Origin of the sequence: Mycobacterium sp. OTB74 (assembly GCF_029892685.1) — a bacterium.
Lineage (GTDB): Bacteria > Actinomycetota > Actinomycetes > Mycobacteriales > Mycobacteriaceae > Mycobacterium.
In genome coordinates, this window is the sequence record NZ_JARXVD010000018.1 from 89,497 (window position 1) to 113,744 (window position 24,248).

General features: G+C 65.8%; 26 protein-coding genes. 15 read left to right on the plus strand and 11 right to left on the minus strand.

Translation table 11 applies throughout. The features are described 5' to 3' along the window. Positions 1 to 29: 29 nt before the first annotated feature. Positions 30 to 812, minus strand: coding sequence for a polyphosphate--glucose phosphotransferase (gene ppgK / locus M2432_RS21705; RefSeq protein ID WP_280828900.1), 783 nt, complete (start codon positions 810 to 812; stop codon positions 30 to 32). Between the two features lie 110 nt (positions 813 to 922). Here ppgK and M2432_RS21710 point away from each other — a divergent pair, with 110 nt between their 5' ends. Beyond that, positions 923 to 1,765 (plus strand): inositol monophosphatase family protein, encoded by an 843-nt coding sequence (locus M2432_RS21710; RefSeq protein WP_280828901.1) that lies wholly within the window; start codon positions 923 to 925, stop codon positions 1,763 to 1,765. A gap of 10 nt (positions 1,766 to 1,775) precedes the next feature. On the opposite strand, the gene cei is transcribed toward M2432_RS21710, so the two are convergent. Next, positions 1,776 to 2,426 carry an envelope integrity protein Cei gene (gene cei / locus M2432_RS21715; RefSeq protein WP_280828902.1) on the minus strand — a complete coding sequence of 217 codons (651 nt, stop codon included), beginning with the start codon at positions 2,424 to 2,426 and terminating at the stop codon, positions 1,776 to 1,778. A gap of 162 nt (positions 2,427 to 2,588) precedes the next feature. Here cei and M2432_RS21720 point away from each other — a divergent pair, with 162 nt between their 5' ends. Continuing rightward, on the plus strand, positions 2,589 to 2,891 hold the full coding sequence (locus M2432_RS21720; RefSeq protein WP_280828903.1) for a DUF4193 domain-containing protein: 303 nt from the start codon (positions 2,589 to 2,591) through the stop codon (positions 2,889 to 2,891). A gap of 161 nt (positions 2,892 to 3,052) precedes the next feature. Here the strand turns inward: M2432_RS21720 and M2432_RS21725 are convergent, their stop codons facing one another. Beyond that, positions 3,053 to 3,529: a DUF3093 domain-containing protein gene (locus tag M2432_RS21725; protein WP_280828904.1), complete on the minus strand. Its 477-nt coding sequence runs from the start codon at positions 3,527 to 3,529 to the stop codon at positions 3,053 to 3,055. Positions 3,530 to 3,554: 25 nt separating this feature from the next. On the opposite strand from M2432_RS21725, the gene dut reads away from it, so the two are divergent. Next, positions 3,555 to 4,019, plus strand: coding sequence for a dUTP diphosphatase (gene dut, locus M2432_RS21730; protein ID WP_280828905.1), 465 nt, complete (start codon positions 3,555 to 3,557; stop codon positions 4,017 to 4,019). Beyond that, positions 4,016 to 4,849 carry a DUF3710 domain-containing protein gene (locus M2432_RS21735; RefSeq protein ID WP_280828906.1) on the plus strand — a complete coding sequence of 278 codons (834 nt, stop codon included), beginning with the start codon at positions 4,016 to 4,018 and terminating at the stop codon, positions 4,847 to 4,849. Before dut ends, M2432_RS21735 begins: the two co-directional genes overlap by 4 nt. Here the strand turns inward: M2432_RS21735 and M2432_RS21740 are convergent. Further along, positions 4,836 to 5,546 carry an alpha/beta hydrolase gene (locus M2432_RS21740; RefSeq protein WP_280828907.1) on the minus strand — a complete coding sequence of 237 codons (711 nt, stop codon included), beginning with the start codon at positions 5,544 to 5,546 and terminating at the stop codon, positions 4,836 to 4,838. The two genes, M2432_RS21735 and M2432_RS21740, sit on opposite strands and share 14 nt — an antisense overlap. Positions 5,547 to 5,732: 186 nt before the next feature. Between M2432_RS21740 and M2432_RS21745 the strand changes: the two genes are divergently transcribed. Beyond that, positions 5,733 to 6,104 (plus strand): OB-fold nucleic acid binding domain-containing protein, encoded by a 372-nt coding sequence (locus M2432_RS21745; RefSeq protein ID WP_280828908.1) that lies wholly within the window; start codon positions 5,733 to 5,735, stop codon positions 6,102 to 6,104. Positions 6,105 to 6,223: 119 nt separating this feature from the next. Then, on the plus strand, positions 6,224 to 6,841 hold the full coding sequence (locus tag M2432_RS21750) for a DUF3159 domain-containing protein (protein ID WP_280828956.1): 618 nt from the start codon (positions 6,224 to 6,226) through the stop codon (positions 6,839 to 6,841). On the opposite strand, the gene M2432_RS21755 is transcribed toward M2432_RS21750, so the two are convergent. Then, the gene (locus M2432_RS21755) at positions 6,838 to 7,497 is read right to left on the minus strand and encodes a TrkA family potassium uptake protein (protein ID WP_280828909.1); all 660 of its coding nucleotides are present in this window, start codon (positions 7,495 to 7,497) and stop codon (positions 6,838 to 6,840) included. The genes M2432_RS21750 and M2432_RS21755 overlap by 4 nt on opposite strands. A gap of 10 nt (positions 7,498 to 7,507) precedes the next feature. Beyond that, entirely contained in the window at positions 7,508 to 8,182 is a 675-nt protein-coding gene (locus tag M2432_RS21760; RefSeq protein ID WP_280828910.1) for a TrkA family potassium uptake protein, read from the minus strand. Positions 8,183 to 8,286: 104 nt separating this feature from the next. Here M2432_RS21760 and M2432_RS21765 point away from each other — a divergent pair, with 104 nt between their 5' ends. From M2432_RS21765 to M2432_RS21785, 5 genes are all read left to right on the plus strand, one after another. Next, positions 8,287 to 10,281, plus strand: a complete 1,995-nt coding sequence (locus M2432_RS21765; RefSeq protein WP_280828911.1) for an APC family permease — start codon at positions 8,287 to 8,289, stop codon at positions 10,279 to 10,281. After that, the gene (locus tag M2432_RS21770) at positions 10,278 to 11,486 is read left to right on the plus strand and encodes a TRAM domain-containing protein (protein WP_280828912.1); all 1,209 of its coding nucleotides are present in this window, start codon (positions 10,278 to 10,280) and stop codon (positions 11,484 to 11,486) included. The genes M2432_RS21765 and M2432_RS21770 overlap by 4 nt, the downstream gene beginning before the upstream one ends. A 92-nt stretch (positions 11,487 to 11,578) precedes the next feature. Next, positions 11,579 to 12,862, plus strand: a complete 1,284-nt coding sequence (gene nhaA, locus M2432_RS21775) for a Na+/H+ antiporter NhaA (RefSeq protein WP_280828913.1) — start codon at positions 11,579 to 11,581, stop codon at positions 12,860 to 12,862. A 36-nt stretch (positions 12,863 to 12,898) separates the two neighbouring features. After that, on the plus strand, positions 12,899 to 14,794 hold the full coding sequence (dxs, locus tag M2432_RS21780; RefSeq protein ID WP_280828914.1) for a 1-deoxy-D-xylulose-5-phosphate synthase: 1,896 nt from the start codon (positions 12,899 to 12,901) through the stop codon (positions 14,792 to 14,794). A 142-nt stretch (positions 14,795 to 14,936) separates the two neighbouring features. Then, the gene (locus tag M2432_RS21785) at positions 14,937 to 15,845 is read left to right on the plus strand and encodes an alpha/beta hydrolase (RefSeq protein WP_280828915.1); all 909 of its coding nucleotides are present in this window, start codon (positions 14,937 to 14,939) and stop codon (positions 15,843 to 15,845) included. Between the two features lie 7 nt (positions 15,846 to 15,852). Here the strand turns inward: M2432_RS21785 and M2432_RS21790 are convergent, their stop codons facing one another. Continuing rightward, positions 15,853 to 17,094: a ribonuclease D gene (locus M2432_RS21790; RefSeq protein ID WP_280828916.1), complete on the minus strand. Its 1,242-nt coding sequence runs from the start codon at positions 17,092 to 17,094 to the stop codon at positions 15,853 to 15,855. A gap of 4 nt (positions 17,095 to 17,098) precedes the next feature. Then, a complete protein-coding gene (locus M2432_RS21795; RefSeq protein ID WP_280828957.1) occupies positions 17,099 to 17,719 on the minus strand; it encodes a DUF3000 domain-containing protein in 621 nt (206 codons plus the stop codon). 77 nt (positions 17,720 to 17,796) lie between these two features. On the opposite strand from M2432_RS21795, the gene hemE reads away from it, so the two are divergent. Genes hemE through hemQ form a run of 3 tightly spaced genes read left to right on the plus strand, consistent with a single transcriptional unit; the run spans position 17,797 to position 20,923 of the window. After that, on the plus strand, positions 17,797 to 18,846 hold the full coding sequence (gene hemE, locus M2432_RS21800; RefSeq protein ID WP_280828917.1) for a uroporphyrinogen decarboxylase: 1,050 nt from the start codon (positions 17,797 to 17,799) through the stop codon (positions 18,844 to 18,846). After that, positions 18,843 to 20,207: a protoporphyrinogen oxidase gene (locus M2432_RS21805; protein WP_280828918.1), complete on the plus strand. Its 1,365-nt coding sequence runs from the start codon at positions 18,843 to 18,845 to the stop codon at positions 20,205 to 20,207. Before hemE ends, M2432_RS21805 begins: the two co-directional genes overlap by 4 nt. A gap of 14 nt (positions 20,208 to 20,221) precedes the next feature. Then, a complete protein-coding gene (gene hemQ / locus M2432_RS21810; RefSeq protein WP_280828919.1) occupies positions 20,222 to 20,923 on the plus strand; it encodes a hydrogen peroxide-dependent heme synthase in 702 nt (233 codons plus the stop codon). Between the two features lie 15 nt (positions 20,924 to 20,938). Here hemQ and M2432_RS21815 read toward each other — a convergent pair whose 3' ends face one another. Further along, complete coding sequence (locus M2432_RS21815) at positions 20,939 to 21,385, minus strand: DUF1003 domain-containing protein (RefSeq protein ID WP_280828920.1); 447 nt, start codon at positions 21,383 to 21,385, stop codon at positions 20,939 to 20,941. Between the two features lie 4 nt (positions 21,386 to 21,389). After that, the gene (locus M2432_RS21820) at positions 21,390 to 22,028 is read right to left on the minus strand and encodes a DUF308 domain-containing protein (RefSeq protein ID WP_280828921.1); all 639 of its coding nucleotides are present in this window, start codon (positions 22,026 to 22,028) and stop codon (positions 21,390 to 21,392) included. 290 nt (positions 22,029 to 22,318) lie between these two features. Here M2432_RS21820 and M2432_RS21825 point away from each other — a divergent pair, with 290 nt between their 5' ends. After that, entirely contained in the window at positions 22,319 to 22,771 is a 453-nt protein-coding gene (locus M2432_RS21825; RefSeq protein ID WP_280828958.1) for a MaoC family dehydratase, read from the plus strand. Between the two features lie 14 nt (positions 22,772 to 22,785). Here M2432_RS21825 and M2432_RS21830 read toward each other — a convergent pair whose 3' ends face one another. Then, the gene (locus M2432_RS21830) at positions 22,786 to 24,165 is read right to left on the minus strand and encodes a DUF2252 domain-containing protein (protein ID WP_280828922.1); all 1,380 of its coding nucleotides are present in this window, start codon (positions 24,163 to 24,165) and stop codon (positions 22,786 to 22,788) included. Positions 24,166 to 24,248 lie beyond the last annotated feature (83 nt).

Sequence of the window (24,248 nt, forward strand, 5' to 3'; positions counted from 1 at the left end):
GCGGCGGATATCGGTGCGTTGAGGATGCTCTACTGCGGGTTTGCCGCGGCCTCGCCGGCCATCGCCGCACCGACGATGCCTGCCGAATTCAGCAGGGTGGCCGCGACCACAGGGGTGCGGTTCTTCAGCAGCGGCACCCAATGGTCGGCCTTCTTGCTGATCCCGCCACCGGCGATGAACAGGTCGGGATAGATCACGTTCTCGACCGCCACCAGCACCTTGGTGACTTCCTCGGTCCACCGTTCGTAGGACCAGCCCTTACGTTCCTTCACCGATGACGCGGCACGGTGCTCGGCCTCCTTGCCGCCGACTTCGATGTGCCCGAACTCGGTGTTGGGCAGCAGCACGCCGTTGTGGATCACCGCGGAGCCGATGCCAGTGCCGAATGTCAACAACACGACCACACCGTGCACGTCGCGGCCGGCACCGAATTTCTCCTCACCCAGCCCGGCGGCGTCTGCGTCGTTGAGCACCGTGACGGCCTGGCCGTCCAGCCGGGAGCTGTACATCTCGCGCACATTGGTGCCGATCCAGCTCTTGTCGACGTTGGCCGCGGTCCGCACGATGCCGTTGGTCACCACCCCCGGGTAGGTGACGCCCAGTGGTCCGGTCCAGCCGAATTCGCGGACCACGGTGGCGACGGTCTCTGCGACGGCAGCGGGTGTCGCCGGCTGCGGTGTCGGCAGGCGGAACCGCTCGCTGAGCAGCTGCCCGGTGTCCAGATCGACGATGGCGCCTTTCACACCGGTGCCGCCGACATCGATCCCGAATCCCCTGTGCTGCGCAGTGTCGGCGTTGGGGGAGAGAGTCATATGCACTCCTCGATGCGGGGTAGGCGGTAAGGCGCGACCCACACATTAGCGGGCGCACGAGTTTTGCGGCGGGACCGGCAGATATCCGCCCGGTGTGCTGCGATGGTGTGATGACCGGAACCGCACCCGACGACGGTATCGAGCCAGCCGAATTGCGAAAGGTGGCCGAGCAGTTGGCCGTCGAGGCCGCGGATTTCGTTCGACGTCGTCGAACTGAGGTCTTCCCGGCGGGCGGACGGGCCGGCAGTTCGGTGGTGCGCGCCAAGACCACTCCCACCGACCCCGTGACGGTGGTCGATACCGAATCTGAACGTCTCTTGCGCGGCCGGCTGGCTCAGCTTCGCCCCGGCGATGCCGTGTTGGGGGAGGAGGAGGGCGGCACGGCCCAGGTCGCCGCGGGCCGGCCGGTGTGGGTGCTCGACCCGATCGACGGCACGGTCAACTTCGTCTACGGCCTTGGCGCCTATGCGGTGTCGGTCGGCGTGCAGATCGACGGGGTGTCGGTGGCTGGTGCGGTGGCCAACGCCGCGACCGGCGAGGTGTACTCGGCGGCCCGCGGTCAGGGCGCGACGCTGACCGATGCTGATTCCTGTATCACGTTGCATTGCAACGAGATAACTGAGCTTCCGATGGCGCTGGTGGGAACCGGCTTCGCGTACGACCGAGAGCACCGGCGCCGTCAGGCCGACGTGCTGACCGATCTGCTGGCCGAGGTTCGCGACATTCGCCGGGTGGGTTCGTGCGCGCTGGATTTGTGCATGGTCGCTGCCGGACGGCTCGATGCCTACTTCGAATCGGGTGTGCACCTGTGGGATTGGGCTGCAGGAGCATTGATCGCAGCGGAGGCGGGTGCGGTATTGCGGCTGCCGTATTCCGACGACTTGGTGATAGCCGCGGCACCCGGCATCGCGGGCGCGCTGACTGCCCACCTCGAGCGCGCCGGATACCGCTGAGCGACAGTGGTCAGCAGGTTCCGCTGTGGATTTTGGGCAGCAGCGCCGGGTCGGCAGGCTGAGTGGCGTCCGGCTTCAGGCTGGTCAGCATGGCCTGGATGTCGTCGTTCTGGCTCAGCTCGGTGAACTCAGTGCCGATCGCCAGATCGACTGTGTCGTCAGGCCTTTGGTCCTGGAAGAGCTGCGTGCACGGGGCCACCAGCCACAGCGCGGCCGCCGCGGCCTTACCGGCCGGGCCGAAGCGGATTTGGCCTTGGCACTCCATGCGCGTGCCTCCGAAGATTGGATCGTTGCCGGCGGCGGGCTGGTTGAACCCGAGGTCGCGTAGTTCGCCGGCGACCTCGCCGGCCTGGCCACCCTGGCCGCTGGCGTTGAGCACCCGGATGTTGGTGTCCGCGAGCTTGGCCGGGACGACGTTGACCATCGAGGCCGCGGACACTTCGTTACCGAGCCGTGGCTGGCCCGGGTCGGTGGGCGCCGGCGGCTGATTGCACGTGATTGCCTGATGGACCTCGGCGGGCTGGCTGGCTACCACCAGCCAGATGATCAAGCTGGTGGCAGCCAGCACGGCAAACATGATTGCCGCCGGCCGGTAGTTGCGGCGGCGGAACGGCCTACCGTGCTTGTCGAAGGCTGTGCCGTCTGTGATTTGTGCGACCACCCCTGCACTGTAGATGCAGTCGGCGCCCGCTTCGACCTCGCCACCCCTGGCTTATGTGACGCAAATCACATAAGATCCGACCGCATTTCGGGCACGAATTATTTGGTGGAAGCGTTCGACGCTGGTACAAAGCTCTGTCGCAAGGATACGGAGGGGAAGACAATGGCTACCGATTACGACGCCCCGCGGCGCACCGAGTCTGACGACGTTTCCGAGGATTCGCTGGAAGAACTGAAGGCGCGGCGCAACGAGGCGCAATCCGCGGTTGTCGACGTTGATGAGTCCGAGTCGGCGGAGTCCTTCGAACTGCCCGGTGCTGACTTGTCCGGTGAGGAACTGTCGGTCCGGGTTGTTCCGAAGCAGGCCGACGAGTTCACCTGCTCCAGCTGTTTTTTGGTGCACCATCGCAGCCGTCTCGCCAGCGAGAAGAACGGCGTGATGATCTGTACCGATTGCGCTGCGTAGCACTGCAACCGGCCGTCGGGTGGCCAGTTTGCGCACGTTTCCAACTGGATAGCGTGCGTTGACTGGCCACTCGGCGTCTAAGCGGCTTAGCCGCTGTATGAAGTTCGCGGCTCAGCCGCTGTGCTCAATACGCGGCTCAGCCGCTGTGCTCAATACGCGGCTCAGCCGCGGAGCGCCGCCAGGACCTGCTCCGGCCGACGAGTACTGACCAACCAGTACGGCGTTGGGTCATCCGGATCGTCCAACACCACCAAGATCAGCGGGCCGATCCAGGCCCGGTGCACGACGTACGCGGCCGGGTCGAGCTGTCGGCCCAGCGCCGCGGACTTCGCCGACTTCGGAACCTCCGCGGACCGCGCGATGACGCTGGTCGGAATGTGCGCCGGTCCTACCCACAGTTCGTTCTCGCCGTCCCGGCTGACCACTCGCACCTCGACGCGGCCCAGCCACACCAGCACCGCCGCTGCGACCGGCAGCAGCACCGCGAACGGCACCCACGTCGGAATGCCCGACACGCCTTGCACAACCTCCAGCGCGATCAGCCCGGCCAATCCGAATCCGGGCAGCCACCACCACAAAGGCACCGTGAGGCGCTCTCGGTACCGCACGGTTTGGGTGGTTGCTCGCGTGTCTGACACGCGGCCAAGGGTAGTCTCTGGCCTCGTGTCCACCTCTTTGGCGGTCGTTCGACTCGATCCTGATCTGCCGCTTCCGGCCCGGGCTCACGATGGTGACGCCGGCGTCGATCTGTACAGCGCGGTCGATATCGAACTCACCCCCGGTCAGCGCCAGCTGGTTCCCACGGGAATTGCCGTGGCCATCCCGCACGGGATGGTCGGTCTGGTGCACCCGCGCTCCGGATTAGCCATCCGCGTTGGGCTTTCGATCGTGAACGCGCCCGGCACCATCGATGCCGGATACCGTGGAGAGATCAAGGTGGCACTGATAAACCTCGACCCGTCAGAACCGATCACCGTGCATCGCGGCGACCGGATCGCCCAGTTGTTGGTTCAACGGGTCGAATTGCCCGAGCTGGTCGAGGTCACGTCGTTCGACGAGGCCGGGCTGGCTGACACCTCACGTGGCGCGGGCGGCCACGGTTCCTCTGGCGGACATGCGAGTTTATGATGGCATTCGGACGACGTAAATCCAACGACACCCCGGCCGCCGAGCCGGTCAATGAAGAAGAAGCTGCGCCGCAGGAAGCTGCGACGCAAGAGGTTGTGGCCTCAGCTGCTCAGTCGAATCAGTCAGAGCAGAGCAGCGAAGATGGCCCCTTCGACATCGAGGATTTCGACGACCCGGCAGCTGCCGAAGTGGCCCGGCTCGACCTGGGTGGCGTGCTGGTGCCGGTGCCCGACGGAGCGCAGCTCAACGTCGAGGTCAGTGAGCAGGGAGTCCCCAACGCAGTCTGGGTGATGACGCCCAACGGCCGGTTCTCCATCGCCGCTTACGCCGCACCCAAGACCGCTGGGCTGTGGCGAGAGGTTGCCGCTGAGCTGGCCGACTCGCTGCGTAAGGATTCGGCTCAGGCCAGCATCGAGGACGGCCCCTGGGGCCGCGAGGTCGTGGGGCTGCCGCCGCAGCAGCCGGGTCAGGGCCAGGTGGTCATGCGCTTCATCGGCGCCGACGGCTACCGCTGGATGGTGCGCTGTGCGGTCATCGGTACCGCCGAGAGCATCGACGCAATCAGCGCGGAGGCGCGAAACGCCTTGGCGGACACCGTTGTTCGACGCGGTGACACGCCCTTGCCGGTGCGCAGCCCACTGCCCGTGCAGCTGTCCGAACCGCTGCTCGCGCAGTTGCGTGCGGCGGCTCAGCAGATGGCATTGCAGCAGGTGCAGCAGGCACAGCAAGCCCTCGAGCAGTTGCAGCAGCAGGTCCAGCCGGAAGGCGCGGCCCGCCGCAGCGAGCAGGGCTCGGCCATGCAGCAGCTGCGCACCATCACTGGCGGCTGACGGCTTCCTCGAGGGCTTCCACGGCGGCGTCCCCGAGAACCTCGGGGTTGCGCCCCATCTCAGCGAGTGTGACGGTCCGCAGCGCCGCTCTCGGTGCCGTGGCAGCCCACTCCGTGGCAACCGAGACCGGATGTACCGCGTCATCGACGGCCCCGGCCACGCCCATCGGCACGGTCAGTCGTGCCAGTTCGGCGCCGGACGGCGCGGTATATCCGGCGGCTTCCTCCATAGCGTCGGGCAGCGCGGGCCACTGGGCGCTCCAGGACCGGGTCAGTTCGTCGGCAAGCCACGGTGGGCTGCCGGCGCGCATCCCGGCCACTGCCGCGTCCAACCCGATTTCCCGCAATTGCTGGGCCGAATATCGGGCTGCCAGGGCGGCCGGAGCACCGTTGGCGACGCCGGTCCAGGCCGGCAGCGCGGCCAGCACCCCAACAGCGCGGTCAGCGTGTGCCAGCGCCCAATTGGTAGCCACAGCCGCGCCGAGGGAGACGCCGCCGACCACGATCGGCCCGTTGCTGGCGGCGTCGTCGAGCGCCTGCAAGTACCCGTCGATCAAACGCAGAGGCACCGGCGGTGGGGTGACGACAACGGCCCCGGCGACCCGCAGGGCACCGCCGAATGCCCGGCGGATGTAGTCGTCGTCGGATCCGGTGCCAGGCAGCAGCACCGCCGTCACACCGCGCAGATTGGCCGTCATGCCTCGATCGTGCCCGGCCGAGAAAACGGTCTTCACGACGGGTCTACAGCGGGTGTCCAGCCGACTGAGTGGGATTGCCAAAATTATCTACCGCGCCGAAATGGCGAATCGGAACCAACAGGTCTACGGTGACGTTGGTTATACAGCGGGTCCACGGTGGATTCGCACCAAGTCTCAGGAGAGACCATGGCTACGGCCGAAGGTTATCTGCGCCGGCTCACTCGTCGGCTCACCGAGGATCCTGAACAGCGTGATGTCCAGGAGCTCAACGACGAAGCCCTCAACACCGGCGCTATGCGGGCAGTCGATTGCACCCGCGGGCAGGAGGTGACCATGGTTGGCACCCTGCGCTGCGTAGAGACCAATGGCAAGGGCTGTAGCGGAGGAGTCCGCGCCGAGCTGTTCGACGGCACCGACACTGTCACCCTGGTGTGGCTGGGTCAGCGCCGCATCCCCGGTATCGAGTCCGGGCGCACGCTGCGAGTGCACGGTCGGTTGGGCAAGTTGGACAGCGGAGCAAAGGCGATCTACAACCCGCATTACGAGATTCAGAAGTGACCCTCCCCGACAAGGGGACCGCAGACAGCGAGCAGGCCGAAGCCGACCTGGAGGCGGCCATCGACGCCGAGCAGGACAGCGCGGACGCCAAACTGACAGCGCATGCCCTCCTGGAACAGATGGGCGGCGTCAGCGGGCTTATCTATTCATCGCTGCCCGTCATCGTATTTGTCCCCGTATCGAGCTTCTACGGACTGACCGCAGCCATCTGTGCAGCCCTGGCAGTGGCCGCATTGATCCTGGTGTGGCGCCTGGCGCGCCGCGAGTCGGTGCAGCCGGCGGTGTCCGGCTTCATCGGCGTCGGCATCAGCGCCCTGATCGCCTACGTGGTCGGGGCCTCGAAAGGCTATTTCCTGCTTGGCATTTGGTCATCACTGGCCTATGCAGGCCTGTTCTTGGTGTCGGTGCTGGTGCGCCGCCCGTTGGTGGGATATGGCTGGAGCTGGGTCACCGGCCACGGCCACACCTGGCGTGACGTGCGCCGCGCGGTGTTGGCGTTCGACGTCGCCACCGTCGTGTGGGTGTTGGTGTTCGGGGCGCGGTTCCTGGTGCAGAACCACCTCTACGCGCATGACCAGACCCGCTGGCTGGGTGTGGCCCGTATCGCGATGGGCTGGCCGCTGACGGCCGTCGCCGCGGTTGCCACGCTGCTGGCGATTCGGGCTGCGCAGCGTGCCATTCACGAAGCTGAGCATGCTGCTGAACATGCCGAAGCGGAGCGCCCCGAAGCGGACTAGTTCGGGTGCAGCACCTGTTCGCGCAGCTCCTGCTCAACCTCGGCGATCGCCACGAACAGCAGCTCATCGCCGCCCTCCAGCGGCTCGTCGGCTTCCGGCACGATCACCCGCGGGCCGCGCAGGATGGTCACCAGCGTGGCGTCGCGTGGCAGTCCCAGTCGCTTGACGGCCTTGCCGCCCCAGGGCGTGTCGTCAGGCAGGGTGATCTCGACGAGATTGGCCTGGCCCTTGCGGAAGCTCATCAGCCGCACCAGATCGCCCACCGAGACCGCTTCCTCCACCAGCGAGGCCAGCATCCGCGGTGTGGACACAGCTACGTCGACGCCCCAGTTCTCGTCGAACAGCCACTCGTTGCGCGGGTCGTTGACCCGGGCCACCACCCGCGGCACCGCGAATTCGGTCTTGGCCAGCAGAGAGACCACCACGTTGGCCTTGTCGTCGCCGGTGGCGGCGATGACCACGTCGAACTCTTCGAGCTTGACCGACTCCAGCAGGCTGAGTTCGCAGGCGTCACCAAGGCGCCAGTGCGCAGCGGGCACGGCGTCGACATCGATGTGTTCCGGATTACGTTCGAGCAGGGTCACCTGATGATGGTCGACGAGTTCCCGTGCGATGGAACGGCCGACGGCACCTGCACCTGCGATAGCGACCTTCATCTGGGCTCCTCTAGTGGCTGTCGACGTCTTCGCCCGGGGGCAGCGCCGCGATGGCGATGGCCTCGGCGACACGGCCGGAAACCGCGGCCAGGTACACCTGGTCGCCGGCCTGGATTACGGTCTTGGCGTCCGGAAGCAGTCCGCTGCCGAACCGAATCATGAATGCCACGCGGCCGCCGGTGGCACCTTCCAGCGCGGTGACGCGGTGGCCCACCCAGTCCTCGTGTAGAGACAGCTCGGTGACACCCACGTTGCCCGACGGATCCCGCCACTTGGTGGGTTCGGTTTCCCGGGTCAGCAGATTCAGCAACCGATCGGTGGTCCACGGCACCGTTGCGATGGTCGGGATGCCCAGGCGCTCATAGACCGCGGCACGTTTGGCGTCGTAGATACGGGCCACCACGCGCTGCACGCCGAAGGTCTCCCGGGCCACGCGGGCCGAGATGATGTTGGAGTTGTCGCCGGATGACACGGCGGCGAAGGCGCCGGCCTCCTCTATGCCGGCGCGCTGCAGCACGTCGCGGTCAAATCCCATGCCCAGCACACGTTCACCCGGAAATTCGGGCGACAGCCGGTGAAATGCGGTCGAATCGCGGTCGATGACGGCAACCTCATGGCCAATTCTGGCCAGGCCATCCGCCAGCGATGCGCCAACCCGTCCGCAGCCCATCACCACTACTCGCACCAGCGGAGTCCTTTCTGCGGGGAAGAAACCCGGAATTGAATTGAAACGTACTCGCGCAGTCCGAACGCTACAGCCAGAGCGTAAGGGGCTTACCCTTGGCTCTCGTGTCCAAGCTTTCGACTGCGACGCGACGCCTGGTTCTCGGCCAGCCGTTCCGAAGTGACAAGCTCGCCCACACGCTGCTACCCAAACGCATCGCACTTCCGGTATTCGCCTCGGATGCGTTGTCGTCGGTCGCCTATGCGCCGGAGGAAATCTTCCTGGTGCTGTCGGTGGCGGGGCTGAGCGCGTACTCGGTTGCGCCGTGGATCGGCCTCGCGGTTGCGGCGGTGATGCTCATCGTCATCGCCAGCTACCGGCAGAACGTGCACGCGTATCCGTCTGGCGGTGGCGATTACGAGGTGGTCACCACCAACCTCGGCCACACGGCGGGGTTGACGGTCGCCAGTGCGCTGATGGTCGACTACGTGCTCACGGTGGCGGTGTCCACGGCCTCGGCGATGTCCAACATCGGTTCGGCCGTGCCGTTCATCGCCCAGCACAAGGTGCTGCTTTCGGTCGCCGCGATCCTGCTGCTGGCGTCGCTGAACCTGCGCGGGATCCGGGAGTCTGGCACCGCATTCGCAATTCCCACCTACGCCTTCATGATCGGCATGTACATCATGCTGATTTGGGGATTCATCCAGATCTTGGTGCTCGGCCACCCATTGCGTGCCGAGTCGGCCGGTTTCAAGCTCAAATCCGAACACGGTGAGGTCATGGGCTTCGCCATGGTGTTCCTTGTCGCGCGTGCGTTTTCGTCGGGTTGTGCGGCGCTGACCGGTGTGGAGGCGATCAGCAACGGCGTCCCGGCATTCCGGAAACCCAAGTCCCGCAACGCCGCAACCACACTGCTGATGCTCGGCGTCATCGCGGTGTCCCTGTTCATGGGCATCATCGTGCTGGCCAAGCAGCTCGGCGTGAAAATGGCCGACAGCGTCGACCAATTGGTGGGCGCACCCGCGGACTATCACCAGAAGACCGTCGTGACCCAGCTGGCTGAAGCGGTGTTCAAAGAGTTTCCGGTCGGCTTGTACGCCATCGCCGGTGTCACCGCGCTGATTCTGGTGCTGGCGGCCAACACCGCGTTCAACGGCTTCCCGGTGCTGGGATCGATTCTGGCCCAGGACCGCTACCTGCCGCGCCAGCTGCACACGCGTGGCGACCGGCTGGCCTTCTCCAACGGAATCCTGTTCCTGGCGTTCGCCGCGATCGCATTCATCGTCGCGTTCAATGCCGAGGTCACCGCGCTGATCCAGCTGTACATCGTCGGGGTGTTCGTATCGTTCACGCTCAGCCAGATCGGCATGGTGCGGCACTGGACCCGGTTGCTGCGCACCGAGACTGGCGCCGCCGAGCGTCGGCACATGCAGCGCTCCCGGGTGATCAACACCATCGGCTTCCTGTGCACCGGCGCGGTGCTGTTGGTGGTCATCGTGACCAAGTTCCTGGCCGGTGCGTGGATCGCGATTTTGGCCATGAGCATCCTGTTCGTGCTGATGAAGATGATCCACAAGCACTACGACACGGTGGCGCGTGAACTGCGGGCCGACACTGCGCCGGACGAGGACGTGGTGTTGCCCAGCCGCAACCACGCGATTGTGTTGATCTCCAATCTGCACCTGCCCACCCTGCGTGCGCTCGCGTACGCCCGGGCCACGCGGCCCGACGTGCTGGAGGCGCTCACGGTCAGCGTCGACGACGCCGAGACGCGGGAGCTGGTGTACAAGTGGGAGCACAGCGAGGTCACGGTGCCACTGAAGGTGCTCGCCTCGCCGTACCGCGAAATCACCCGGCCCATCTTGGATTACGTCAAACGCATCACCACCGACTCGGCCCGCACCGTGGTGACGGTGTTCATCCCGGAGTACGTGGTCGGGCACTGGTGGGAACACATTCTGCACAACCAGAGCGCGCTGCGGCTCAAGGGCCGGCTGCTGTTCATCCCGAATGTGATGGTGACTTCGGTTCCGTGGCAACTGAGTTCGTCTGAACGGGTGAAGATGACCCTGTCGCCGGGGTCGGCTCCCGGTGACACCCGACGGGGGATCCTCGATTGACCACGTTGACGCTGACGATCGACGCGCCCGCCAACGGCGGCAGTTGCGTCGCCCGCCACGACGGCCGGGTGATCTTCGTGCGCCACGCGCTGCCCGGCGAGGTGGTCCGTGCGGAGGTGGTATCAGAGCGCGGATCGTACTGGCACGCAGACGTTGTCGAGGTGTTGCAGCCATCGCCGGATCGCGTGGATTCGCTGTGCCCGATCGCCGGGGTGCACGGATCTGGTTGCTGTGACTTGGCTTTCGTCGAACCGACGGCCGGCCGCAGGCTCAAGGGTGAGGTGGTGGCCAACCAACTGGCCCGCCTGGGCGGGTACCAGTGGGATGGCGGCGCCGCCGAGGAAGTCGGCACTGTGGGGGTGCGCGGTTGGCGCACCCGGGTGCGGTTGGCGGTCGGGGCCGACGGCCGAGCGGGGTTTCACCGCTATCACAGCGCCGAGTTGGTGACCGACCTGTCGTGTGCGCAGGTGCCCGCCGGCATGCTGGCCGACCTGCCGACCCAGCCGCCGGGTGCCGAGCTGCACGTGGTGCTCGACGACGATGGACGCCGCCACGTAGTGCGCTCCGGGCCGCGCGCCACAGGCGGCAAGTCGGGGAAGCGGGGGACCTCCAAAGCCCCGACCCAAGTGGTGTCCGGCGAGTACGAGTCGGTACAGCGGGTCGGGTCACGGGAGTGGCTGATCCCGGTGACCGCATTCTGGCAAGCCCATCGCGATGCCGCGGTGACCTACAGCGCATTGGTCGCCGACTGGGCAGAGCTGTCCGAAGGCCAAACTGCGTGGGATTTGTACGGTGGCGCAGGCGTTTTCGCCGCGGCATTGGCGGGCTCGGTGGGAGAGTCGGGTCGGGTGCTGACGGTGGACACCTCGCGGGGATCCTCACGTGCCGCGCGGGCCGCCCTGGCCGATCTGGCCTGCGTCGACGTGATCACCGATTCGGTACGCCGGGCGCTGGCGGCGCAGCGGGCACCGGCGCAGGTGGCCGTGTTGGACCCGCCGCGCACCGGCGCCGGACGCGAGGTGATCGATCAGCTGGCGGCCGCGGGCGTCCCGCGCGTAATCCACATCGGCTGTGAAGCCGCATCTTTCGCACGGGACATCGGGTTGTATCGCGGGCACGGATACCAGGTGCAGCAGTTGCGGGTGTTCGACTCGTTCCCACTGACCCACCATGTCGAGTGCGTTGCGCTGCTGACCCACCCCTGAGCGCTCGGGGTCGTGTGTCCGCGCGCCGCGGATGACAAGATCGCACTACCTGCCCGGCTCAGAGTCGGGCCCGTCAGCGTCGGGAGTCGAAGATGAACAGCCGCAACGACCGGCAGCGCCGGCGGCTGCTGACCCGCGGCACCTGGCCTGAAACCCAGCGGTTCGCCGAGATCCTGCGCAAGGAGACCGTCGGCGGCGTGCTGCTACTGCTGGCCGCCGGTATTGCCATGGTCTGGGCCAATTCGCCTGCCGCCCACATCTATGAGGCGCTGTCCGAGTTCGCCGTCGGCCCGCAGGCGTGGCATCTGAAATTGAGCCTGTCCCAATGGTCGGCTGACGGATTGCTGGCCATCTTCTTCTTCGTGGTGGGCCTCGAACTCAAGCGCGAATTCGTCGCCGGCGACCTGCGTGACCCAGCGCGGGCGGCGCTGCCGATCGCCGCGGCTGTCGGCGGCATGGTGGTACCGGCTGCGATTTTCGTAGGGGTGAACCTGGCGGCCGGTCACCCCGAGAACCTCGACGGCTGGGCGGTGCCGATCGCCACAGACATCGCGTTCGCGCTGGCAGTGCTGGCCGTGCTGTCCACGCATCTGCCTACCGCGCTGCGGACCTTCCTGCTGACCCTCGCAGTGGTGGACGACCTGCTGGCGATCATCGTCATCGCCGTCTTCTACACCGACCACCTCAACCCGATCATGTTGGCGTTGGCGGTAATTCCCGGGGCACTGTTCGTGCTAGCGGTCCAGCGCGGCGTAGGGCACTGGTGGCTGCTGCTGCCTCTGGCGGCGACTACGTGGGCGTTGGTGCACGCCAGTGGTGTGCACGCGACGGTGGCCGGGGTTTTGTTGGGTTTCGGGGTGCCGGTGCTGGGGAAGCATGCGTCGGCAGAGGCCTTCGAGCATGCGCTGCGGCCGTTGTCCGCCGGCGTGGCGGTACCGGTATTCGCGTTCTTCGCCGCCGGTGTCGGTGTGGGCGGCTGGTCGGGCCTGGTCTCCACACTGGCCCATCCGGTTACCGCCGGGATTGTGGCCGGGCTGGTGTTGGGCAAGCCGGTCGGTGTGTTCAGCACCACATTCCTGCTGGCCCGGTTCACCGGCGCCGAGCTCGACGAGGACCTCAGCTGGCTGGACGTGGCGGGCGTGGCGTTGCTGGCCGGCATCGGCTTCACCGTCTCGCTGTTGATCGGTGAGCTCGCATTCGGCATTGGCGCTGCGGACAGCGTCGACACCAAGGTCGGTGTGCTGACCGGTTCCGTGGTTGCTGGCGTGCTGGCGGCCGTGGTGCTGGCGACGCGCAACGCTGCGTACCGCCGCATTCATCAGCGCGAGACGCTCGACGCCGACGACGACGGTGTGCCGGACATCTTTCAGCCGTGAGCGGTGGCCCCCTTAACGGGTGCGTAGACTGTCAGGATGCTTGAACAGGTCCGCGGCCCCGCTGATCTGGCGCACCTATCGCAGCCACAGCTGACCGAACTCGCCGCCGAAATCCGGGAGTTCCTGGTCCACAAGGTCGCCGCTACGGGTGGGCATCTGGGCCCCAACCTGGGGGTCGTCGAACTGACGCTTGCGCTGCACCGCGTCTTCGACTCACCGCACGATCCGATCATCTTCGATACCGGGCATCAGGCCTATGTGCACAAGATGCTGACCGGCCGGTGCTCGGACTTCGACAACTTGCGCATGAAGGACGGGCTGTCGGGCTACCCGTCGCGTGCGGAGAGTGAGCACGACTGGGTCGAGTCCAGCCATGCCAGCACCGCGCTGTCCTACGCCGACGGGCTGGCCAAGGCTTTTGAGCTGTCGGGTTACCGCAACCGGCACGTGGTGGCGGTCGTCGGCGACGGTGCGCTGACCGGCGGCATGTGCTGGGAGGCGCTGAACAACATCGCCGCCGCCAACAGGCCCATCGTCATCGTGGTCAACGACAACGGCCGCAGCTACGCGCCGACCATCGGCGGGCTGGCCGACCATTTCGCGGCACTGCGCCTACAGCCTGCCTACGAGAAGGCCCTCGAACGCGGCAAGAACGCCCTGCGCGGCATGCCGGTCGTCGGCGAGTTCTGCTACCACTGCGTGCACAGCATCAAGGCGGGCATCAAGGACGCGCTGGCTCCGCAGGCGCTTTTCACAGACCTGGGCCTGAAGTACGTCGGGCCCATCGACGGCCACGACGAGCATGCGGTGGAGGCGGCGTTGCGGCACGCCCGTGGCTTCAATGCGCCGGTGATCGTCCACGTGGTCACCCGCAAGGGCATGGGCTACGGTCCGGCGGAGAACGACGAAGCCGAGCAGATGCATTCGACCGGCATCATCGACCCGCACACCGGGCGGGCCACCTCCAAGTCCGCCCCGGGCTGGACGTCGGTGTTCTCTGACGAGCTGATCAAGCAGGCTGAGACGCGACGGGACATCGTCGCGATCACCGCCGCCATGCCGGGCCCGACCGGTTTGTCGGCATTCCGGCAGCGGTTCCCGGACCGGTTCTTCGATGTCGGTATCGCCGAGCAGCATGCGATGACCTCGGCGGCCGGCCTTGCCATGGGTGGCATGCACCCGGTGGTCGCCATCTACTCGACGTTCCTGAACCGCGCATTCGACCAGATCATGATGGACGTGGCGCTGCACAAGCTGCCGGTCACCATGGTGCTGGACCGGGCTGGTGTAACCGGTAACGACGGCGCCAGCCACAACGGTGTGTGGGACATGTCGATGCTGGGCATCGTGCCGGGTATTCGGGTGGCGGCACCGCGTGACGCGTCGCGGCTGCGTGAGGAACTCGGCGAGGCCCTGGCCGTCACTGAGGGACCGACCGCTGTCCGGTTCCCGAAAGGCGCTGTCGGCGAAGATATTCCGGCTTTGCGACGGGTGGGTGACATCGATATCCTGGCGGTGCCCGGGGACAGCCTGCCTGACGATGTGCTGCTGGTGGCAGTCGGGTCGTTCGCCACGATGGGCCTAGCGGTGGCCGAGCGGTTGTGCAAGCAGGGCATCGGCGTGACGGTGGTGGACCCGCGGTGGGTGCTGCCCGTTCCGGCGGCCCTTGCCGATCTGGCCCGTGCCCACAAGTTGGTGGTCACGCTGGAGGACAACGGGGTAGCCGGCGGTATCGGTTCTGCGGTGTCGGCATCGCTGCGCGGCAACGAGATTGACGTACCGTGCCGCGATGTCGGTGTGCCGCAAGAGTTTCAGGGGCACGCCACCCGCGGCGAGGTGTTGGCGTCCATCGGCCTGACAGATCAGGACGTGGCCCGGCAGGTGACCGGCTGGGTGGCCGCGCTGGGCAGCACGGTCGAGGTTTCTCCCTAGAATGCTTCGCAGCGACCGCAGAATGATGGCCGCGCGCCGGCACCGAAAGCCCGGCCGCGCTGACTCTGCCGCGGCGGCTTGGGTCACTGGCAGTTTCGCGCTGTAGGCGCAGGGTGACCGCCTTCGGAATAGGCTTGGGCCCATGCACGCCGAACTCGAGGCATGGAAGTCCGCTGGCCAGTACTTCGACTACCTCGGATTCCAGATCTTCTACCGCCAGGACGGCCCTCCCCTGGGAACCGCACCGGTCCTGCTGCTGATCCACGGTTATCCGTTCAATTCATGGGACTGGGCGTTGATCTGGCAGACCATCACGCAGCGGTTCACCGTGATCGCCCCCGACATGATCGGCATGGGGTTCTCGGATAAGCCGGTTGTCTACCAGTACTCGGTGCCCGACCACGCCGACATGCACGAGGCGCTGGTAGCCCACCTCGGAGTTGAGAAGACGCACATCCTGGCCCATGACCTTGGTGACTCAGTCGGCCAGGAACTGTTGGCCCGCAACCAATTCGGCGATCCGTCGTACGGCAAGCTCCAGATCGAGTCGATCACCTGGCTCAACGGCGGCATGTTCAACGAGGCCTACACCCCGCGGCTGCTGCAGAAGGTGATGTCACGAACTCCGTTGGGCACGATCATGAGTCCGCTGCAGGGCGGCACGCTGGCGCGCCGCCTGGCGGACCCGACCATCAACGAGTTGTTCGGCGTCAACACCAAACCGTCGCAGGCCATGATGGACAAGTTCCATCAGATCCTGGACTACAACGACGGCAAGCGGATAATGCACAAGGTCGGCGAATTCATCAACGACCGCTACATCTTTCGCAATCGCTGGGTGCGGGCCATGCGGGAAACCACGATTCCCATGCGGTTGATCGACGGCCCGTCCGACCCGAACTCCGGTGCACACATGGCGGCCCGCTACCGCGAGGTCATTCCGAACCCGGACGTGGTGATGCTGGCCGACGACATCGCGCACTGGCCACAGATCGAGGTGCCCGAAGCGGTGCTGGCGGCGTTCGAGGAGTTCGTGACGCCGCTGCTGTGACTCGTGGTCAGTGTTCCTCGAGTGCCTCGGACAGCACCGGATCGCACAACTCCCGCTGCCAAGGGCGGGCGCCAGAGGACTCCAGAAATGAATCGACGCTCGCCGCGACATCAGAAACCGGTTGCCAGTCCCAGCACAACCGCCGCACGGTGTCCGGCGTCACCAGATTCTCCGTCGGCACCGAAACCCGTTCGGACAGTTCGGCGAGCCCGCCGCGGCATGCTTCCAGCCGCTCAAAGGCCTCGGGCTTGCGCCGTGACCAACGTGCAGGTGGCGGTAGCCCGTTGGACGGTTCGTTCGCCGGCGGCTCGGCGACCCGGGCCCTGGCCAGTGCATCGAGCCACACCTGAGCGCTGCGTTTTTGTCGCGATCCGCCGAAAACCGGTAGTGCCGTGAGCTTTTCGATGGTATAGGGGTTGGCTACCGCCGCCGCAATGATGGCCGAGTCGGGCAGAATGCGCCCCGGAGCGATGTCTCGGCGCTGCGCGATCACGTCACGGGTCTGCCACAGTTCGCGTACCGCGGCCAACGCCCGACCGTCGCGTACCTTGTGAATACCGGAGGTGCGCCGCCACCGATCCCGTCGGGTCGGTGGCGCAACATATGTGCGTAGGTGCTCGAATTCCTGCGCCGCCCAATCGCTTTTGCCCTGTGACTCCAGCTCGGCGGCGACCGCCGCCCGCAGTTCCAGCAGCACTTCGACATCCAGCGCGGCGTAATTCAGCCAATCCTCCGGCAGCGGCCGTTTGGACCAGTCCGCCGCCCCATGGCCCTTTTTCAGGCCCAGCCCGAGCAGTCGTTGCACCATGGCGGCCAGGTTCACGCGGTCAAAACCGGCCAGCCGCCCGGCCAGTTCGGTGTCGTAGAGAGAAGGCGGTGTCATACCCAGCTCGGCCAAGCACGGCAGATCCTGATCCGCGGCATGCAGGATCCACTCAGCAGAGCCAAGTACCGCGGCCACCGGCGCAAGTGCGGTAAGGGGATCGATGCCGTGACTGACCGGATCGATCAGCACTGTGCCTGCGCCGGCCCGGCGAATTTGCACCAGGTAGGCCCGGTTTGAGTACCGGAAACCCGACGCGCGCTCCGCATCGATCGCGAACGCCCCGTGCCCGGAGGCTAGAAGCTCTGCAGCACTGATGATTTCGCTGGCATACACCGAGACTGCAGGCACACCTTCGGCAGGCGCCGGCAGGGGAGTCACCTCGGGGTCGGTCTCGGCGGTCCCGTCGGAATCAACGTCAGTCATGCGGTTATGCGCGAGTGCGCGAACTCAGATCCGTCACCCCGGCCGGCGGCAGCCCGGCGGCATGCTCGAGCACCTCACAGAACGCCTGCACGTGCGGACCCAGTTCTAGCGAGGTGGCGGTCCACGACGCCCGCAACTCCAGCTGGTGCGCCCGAGGCGGGCCGGAAATATCGCCGTAGCGCACCGAGGTGGTGGCGGTAACGGTGCCGCCGAGCGCGGTAAGGCCGTCAGCATGCGAATCCAGCGCCTCGACCAGCCAGCTCCAGGCCACCTCGGGCAGCAGCGGGTCGACGGCTTCGGTGGCGTCCAAATCGGCCTGGATGTAGGCCACCAGGCGCATAGTGCCATCCCACGCGTCGGCGCCCTCGGGGTCGTGCAGCAGGATCAGCCGCCCGAAGGCGTCACCGTCGGAGCGCTCCGGGACGACTTCGGCATCGGGATGGCGTACTTCGGCGCCCAGTGCGTAGCTGAAGGGCGCCAGTCGCTGCGGTGGACGGATCGGGCCGAGTTCGATCTCCTGGCGCACCGTGGCAGCGTTCATCGCCGCCACAGCGGTTCGGAACTGGGCCGGTTCGGCGGAGGTCACCTTGTGGACGCTAGCTGATATGACGGGAGGCGGAAGCAGGCGCGCCGATAGGCATATATTTGGGCCAGTCCGGCAGAATATAGGTCGCAGATCGGGGCATGGCAGCATTGATGACGATGAGCACCCGTCGTGAACTGCCGCAATCGCCCTACCTGGCCGCCGCCAGTGGTCGTGAACCTGCCCGGATTCCGGTGTGGATGATGCGCCAAGCCGGCCGATCCCTGCCCGAATACCGGGCACTGCGCGCCACCCACACCATGTTGTCGGCATGCTTCAACCCGGAGCTGGTATGTGAGATCACCATGCAACCGGTGCGCCGCCATGATGTGGACGCAGCAATCCTGTTTTCCGACATCGTCGTCCCGCTCAAGGCAGCGGGCATCGACCTGGACATCGTGCCCGACGTCGGTCCGGTAATCGCTCACCCGATCCGTACCGCCGCCGATGTCCAGGCGGTGAAACCCCTTGAACCCCAGCAGGTTGAACCCGTCGCGCAGGCGGTCAAGCTACTCACCGCGGAGCTGGACCAGGTGCCGCTGATCGGCTTCGCCGGCGCGCCGTTCACCCTGGCCTCCTACTTGGTGGAGGGCGGTCCCAGCCGCAACCACGAAAAGACCAAGGCCATGATGCTCGGCGAATCAGCCACCTGGCACGCGCTGATGGACAAGCTCACCGACCTGACCATTGAATTCCTACGTGCCCAGCTAGCGGCCGGTGTCGACGCCATCCAGCTTTTCGACTCCTGGGCCGGCACCTTGTCGCTGGCCGACTACCGGAGCCACGTGCTGCCGCACAGCTCCCGGGTGTTCGCGACACTCAACGATGAAGGCGTGCCGATGACGCACTTCGGCGTCGGCACCGCTGAGCTGCTGGGTGCCATGGGGGAGGCCGGCGCGACTGTCGTGGGCGTGGACTGGCGCACCAACCTGGCCGATGCGGCGACCCGGGTACCTAAGGGCAAGGCGCTGCAGGGCAACCTCGATCCGGTGGTGCTGCTGGCTGGCTGGCCTGTGGTCGAGCACGAGGTGCGGCGAGTGGTCGAGGATGGCCGGCGAGCCCTTGCGGCCGGTGTCACCGGGCACATCTTCAACCTGGGACACGGCGTGCTGCCGGCCACTGATCCGGGTGTGATCACCGAGGCTGTTGCTCTGGTGCATTCCTTGTGAACGCACGGGCGGCCAGAACGTATTGCGTTGTCGGCGGCGGTATTTCGGGACTGGTCGCCGCTTACCGGCTGCGCCAGTCCGATCCGGCGGCCCGCATCACCCTTTTCGATCCCGCCGACCGGCTCGGTGGCACCCTGCGCACTGAACGGCTGGCCGGCCAGCCGATGGACCTGGGTGCGGAGGCGTTCGTGGCGCGCCGTCCCGAGGTCACGGCGTTGCTGGCCGAGCTCGGCATCCGGCAGATCGGGACCACCGGGGCCCGTCCGTTGATCTGCAGTGGCGGTCGGTTGCACCAGATGCCATTGGGCACATTGCAGGGAATCCCGGGACCGTCGACCGTTCTGCGTGGACTGGTCGACGACGCGACACTCGAGCGAGTCACTGCCGAGGCGTCCCAGCCCCTGAGCTGGCAGTACGGTGCCGACCCGACCGTGGCGAAGCTGGTCGGTGACCGGTTCGGTGAGCAGGTGGTGACCCGTTCGGTCGATCCGCTGCTGGCCGGGGTGTATGCCGGGTCGGCGGCCACCATCGGACTGCGTTCGGCGGCTCCCGTGCTGGCGGCTGCGCTGGATCGTGGCGCGCGCAGCTTGACCGACGCGGTCGGCTCGGTGCTGGCGGCCATACCCCCGGTCACCGGATCGGTGTTCGGCGCGGTCGACGGCGGCTACAGCGTGCTGGTCGACGCGCTGAGCCAGCACGCCCACGCGCACTGGGCCCAGGTCGGGATCGACAAGCTCGAGCCGACGCAGAATGGCTGGCAGCTCACCGACGACGAGGGCCGCGACTGGCCCGCCGATGCCGTGGTGCTGGCCGTCCCAGCACCGCGGGTAGTCCGGTTGCTGGCCGACGTCGCACCCGGAAGTGCCGCGGTGGCGCGGATGATTCCGGTGGCCTCGGCCGCGTTGGTGGCCCTGGCGCTGCCCGGCGGAACGCCGCTGCCGAAGCAGTCCGGGGTGTTGGTCGCGGCCGGAGAACGCTTGCACACCAAGGCAATTACCCTCACTTCGCGGAAGTGGGGTCGAGGCGGCAACGTCGAGTTGGTGCGGCTGTCGTTCGGCCGTTTCGGTGACGACGTCGCCCGCAATGTTGGTGATGACCGGTTGCTGGAGTGGGCTATGGAGGATCTGCGGGCGCTTTTCGGCATCAAGGCTGAACCGGTTGACTACCGGGTGCAGCGCTGGATCGACGCCATGCCGCAGTACGGCCCGGGCCACCCCGAGCTGGCCACCGAACTGCGCGCAGGCCTGCCGGACGGGCTAGTGGTGGCCGGCGGTTATCTCGACGGTATCGGCGTGCCGGCCTGCGTGGCGGCCGCCACCCGGGCGGTCACGGAGTTGGTCGCGGCCGGTTCACGGCGATAGGGCACCATAGAAGCATGGCCAAGCTCGACTATGACGCGTTGAATTCCATGACCCGGTACATGATGATCTCAGTTTTTGCCGTGCAACCTGAGGCGCTGCCCGCGGACGAGGCGACCCGGGCCAAGGTCGCCGAGGAAACGGCGACCTTCCTCAAGCAGCAAGAGGACAAAGGTGTCGTGGTGCGCGGCCTGTACGACGTGGCCGGGCTCCGGGCGGACGCCGACTTCATGATCTGGACCCACGCCGAGCGGGTCGAGGACTTGCAGGCCACCTATCGGGGTTTCCGTCGCACTGCCTTGGGCGTGGCCAGCGACCCGGTATGGAGCGTGGTGGCGCTGCACCGCCCGGCCGAGTTCAACAAGAGCCACGTGCCCGCGTTCATCGCCGGTGAAGACCCCGGCGACTACGTCTGCGTCTACCCGTTCGTGCGGTCGCTGGACTGGTACCTGCTGCCCGACGAGGACCGGCGCCGCATGCTCGTCGAGCACGGCATGGCCGGCCGCGAATACCCCGACGTGCGGGCCAATACCGTGCCGGCCTTCGCGCTCGGCGACTACGAATGGATCCTGGCTTTCGAGGGCCCCGATCTGGCGCGCATCGTCGAGCTGATGTGGAAGCTGCGCTACACCGATGCCCGCCGCCATGTGCGGGAGGAGACGCCGTTCTTCGTCGGCCCCCGCGTCGGCATCGAGCAGCTGGTTGCCAACCTGCCGTAACCGCCCGGCGGTTGCTCAAGCGGTATCAGGAGCGGTGCCGTCCAACAATCGTCTGTGCAATTCCGTTGTGAGTAAATGGATTTCACGTGTCAGATCGGTGTTGGTCTTGAGTTCGAGCTCCTGTGTCTGGAAGTCGTGATCGGCCTTGTTTTGTTGGAACTCGGCTTGGCGGTTCTGCCCGATCATGACGAACGTCGACAGAAAGATGGCCTCCAGTGAGACCACCAGAGTCAGCGTGGGCCACGGACTGCGTTCGAAGTACAACATCCATACAGCGAACAGCACGGCATGGATGTAAACGAAGCTCATCGAGCCCGCGAAGGCGGTGATCCGGTCGGCCAGTCGCAGCTGCAGGCTCTGGTTGCGTTTGATGGCTTCCTGGATCACCGCCGGGTGATGGCTGGCGTCTGAGTTCCTCAGCGAATGCGCAATTGAGCGCTGGCGATCGCTCTTCTCGTTCATCGGATCACGCGACGGCGGTATCGCCTCGAAGATCGGCTACGGCCGTCACGCCCTTGCCGACTTTGAGGACCAGAAATGCGGAACTGATCTGTCCCACACCGTGAATGAGGGCACCCGCGGCTACCCATGACACCAGTACCACAACAGAGACGTCCCAAGAACCGGCCGCCCAGAATCCGATGCCGATCTCGGCAATACCGACGAGCAGCAGCACCCACCAGCCGGGCGCCTTGCTGGCGGTGAACGCAGAGGCGACGTCGAACACGCCGCGGAAGATGAAGTAGAAACTCATCACCGCGGCCAACCCGACGAACGTGTCATCGGGCCTGATGAATGCCATTACGCCGACGACGACGAACAGCACTGCGAGTAGTCCGTGCAGGATTCGCCAGCCGCGCGACGGCGTCACCGCGGTGATCATCACTTCGTTCGCGGCCGCGGCAAAGCAGAAGACACCGAACAGCACCGCAATTGCGGCGATGGTGGTGTAGTCGAAACGAAGTATCACGATTGCGATGACTATCCAAGCGGTGCCGGTGATCAGTAGTAGCCACCAGTGTTTGGTTTGGGCGGCGAGATCGTCGAGTGCCTCGTCGAACAATCCGAATGGTTTCGCGGAACGGGGACGGGTTGCTGTGGTCATGGTTTCTCCCGGGATTGGTGGTGAATATCGGGATCGCTTGCGAATATATTGTCGCGCTTCGCAATACACCGGGTATTGTTCCTGAGTACAAATTTGACGCGATGTTGGTGTTTGTCAGCACATTGTCGATGCCGCTTGACGGTCAGCAGGCGGCAATGGGCATTCGCGGGCGTCTCTCGGCCGGACGGTGGCCACCACTGTTCGCGGCTACAGCATCGCAGCCCCGTTGTTGTTCTGCATCACAACGACTTTCGGGCCACCAATCCGCACCATTGAGGGGGAGGTCTGGCATGACTACCGTTCTCGAGGAACCCGCGGATCTGCTCAAATTTGTCGGCCAGGTGGTCGGCACAACTTCGTGGATGACTGTCACCCAGCGTCAGGTCGATCTTTTTGCCGAGGCCACCGGCGATCGTCAGTGGATACACACCGATCCGAAGCGGGCGGCGACGGGGCCGTTCAGGGGCCGTATCGCGCATTGTTACCTCGCGCTTTCGCTTGCGCCCGTGGTGATTTCAGAAGTTGTGCAAATCCGTGAGTTGACCACCACGTTGAACTACGGGCTGAACCGAGTACGGTTTCCGGCCCCGATTCCGGTGGGTGCGCAGATTCGGGCCGAAGTCAGGGTGCTCAGCGTCCAACAGAAGATTTCCGGCGTGGAAGCCATGTTTGCGCTGACTTTCGAAATCGACGGCGATTCCCGTCCCGCTTGTGTCGCCGACGTCATCATGCTTTACCCATGACGGCTGCCACCCGACTACAGGTCTGATTCGGCAGTCACCCGCCCGGCATCGACTGCCGCGCGCAGCGCGGCGTAGTCGCGATCGTTCTGGTCGGCATAGGCCTCGGCGAATTGGACGAACGCGGTGTCGACGGCGTCACTGGTGCCGAGATAACCGGCGATCGCGACGCGATCGCCGGTGCGAGCGTGAGCTCGGGCCAGCGCGTAACCACAGGACCGTCCGTAGTCCGCGAGCAGTTTCGGGCTCGAGGTCTGCACGGCGACCGCTCCCTTCCAGTCGTGCAGCTGGCGCACGTAATAGTCAGCCTCATGGCCGTCGGGGCCGACGGCGTGCAACCATCCCAAAAGGATGTCGCTGCTGGCCTGCATAAGTCGTTGTCCGACCGAAACCCGTTGTCCGGCATCGGAATATTCGCTGGCGCCGATGAATTGTGCCAGCACCGATGGCTGAGCCTCCTTTACCTGCAGCAGCAAGGGGTCGTCATTGTCGCGGCCGACCAGCAACACCACCCAGGCGCGCAGACCCACGCTGCCCACCCCGACAACCTTGCGCGCCATGCTCAGGTACTGGAAGCGTTCGATGAGCGGGCGGCGGCTGGCTTCCAGGCTGTCGATGTACTTCTCCATGAATGCGCCCATGTGCTCCTCGTATTGGTGTGCCCGGTCGGCGCCGACCAGTTCGGCGATGGGTACCACCAGCGGTGGATGGCTGACCAGCTTGATCTGTCCGTCGACCGTTTCGGTCAGTTTCGAAACGGCCTCCAAACTGTCGTGCGTACGGGCCTTGGCCGCCGTCTGCTCGATGGCCCGCCCGAACTTGGTGTTGACACTGGCCTGCAGTTCGTCGTCGATGGTGATTTGGCTGTACCAGACGTCGAGTTCCCGCATCGCGGCGAGTTCTTGCATGTGTGAGCGGTAAGCGCCGGCGCAACTGCGCACCACGTGGTCGCGGTCGGCAGTGTGGAATCCATTGGTACGTGCGGCAATTGCCAGGCTGGCGACCAACCGCTTGACGTCCCATTCCCACGGCCCGGGCAACGTTTCGTCGAAGTCGTTCACGTCGAAGACCAGGTTGCGTTCGGGAGAAGCGAACAGACCGAAGTTGGACAGGTGGGCATCGCCGCACAGCTGAGCGCTCAATCCGGTATGCGGTCCTGCGGCAAGATCGGCTGCCATGATCAGTGCCGCGCCCCGGAAGAACGCCAGCGGTGAGGTGAGCATGCGCCCGTATCGGATTGGAATGAGCTCGGCGATCCGGGACGTGGCCTGAGATTGGAGTAGTTCCACCGGATCCGCCCGGTCACTTGGGCAGTGCAGCTCGCCCAATGCTGCCCGGGGTAACTCTGAACGGGCGGCTTTACCTGCGTCGTGGTGTTCTTGCACCGACTGATACATGACTGTCACCTTCCGCTCGGATGGTTTGATATTGCGCCTGCGGTGCAGCGAGTGTCGATGGAACCGGAGACAAAGATCAGCGC